Origin of the sequence: Roseomonas acroporae, from assembly GCF_023223525.1 — a bacterium.
GTDB classification, from domain to species: Bacteria; Pseudomonadota; Alphaproteobacteria; order Acetobacterales; family Acetobacteraceae; genus Roseomonas_E; species Roseomonas_E acroporae.
In genome coordinates this window covers 1-647 of the sequence record NZ_JALPRX010000247.1, presented here as the reverse complement: position 1 = coordinate 647, position 647 = coordinate 1, and the positions used below count along the sequence as shown (strand labels likewise).

At 73.3% G+C, this 647-nt stretch carries 1 protein-coding gene; it reads right to left on the bottom strand.

Annotated features, from left to right (window positions below; genetic code table 11):
• The coding region (locus M0638_RS28335) for a helix-turn-helix domain-containing protein (RefSeq protein WP_248670307.1) at positions 1 to 536 on the bottom strand (536 nt) is incomplete at its 3' end.
• Positions 537 to 647: the final 111 nt, after the last annotated feature.

The window sequence follows — 647 nt, the reverse complement described above, 5'->3', positions numbered from 1 at the left end:
AGGACCTCGGCCAGCGCGGCCTCGCGGCTGATGCCGGCGGCGCGGAGCTTGTTGTAGAGGCGGCGCATGTGCGGCGGGCAGGTCGGGCGGCGGGGCTCGCGTGTTGCGGCGGCTTTGGCGATGGCAGGGCGCCCCCGGGGGCGCATCTCGACGCCGCCGGCCCGGAGCACCTGCTGCACTCGCTGGTACGACACGCCGTGCCGCTCGCTGATCCGCTGGAGCGACGCCCCGGCGGCGTATTCCTCGGCCCACTGCTGATTGCGGCGCCGCACTCGTTCGGCGCGCAGCCCGATACGCTGAGCGCTGGTGTCGAATGTCCGTCGCGCCATTTGCCGCCGGCGCTCTTTCGCTGCTTCGGAGAGGCGGTACTCGATCTCGATGCCAAGGCGCTTGAGCGTCCAGCGAACGACATCGGCGTGGACATCATCCCGAGCCGCGATGTCCGTCACGCTCTCGCCGGCACGATACGCCTCTGCCCACCGCAACGCGCGCTGCGCCCGGCGAAGGCGGCCCGGCGTGATCTGGATCACGTCCATCACACCCCTCCCGCCGCCACGGGGCCCGGCGCCCAGGGGGCTGAAACGCCGGGCCCGGGCCGCGCGTCCACGGACGTGCCGACGGAGCGTGGACGCGGAGGGAACGCGACC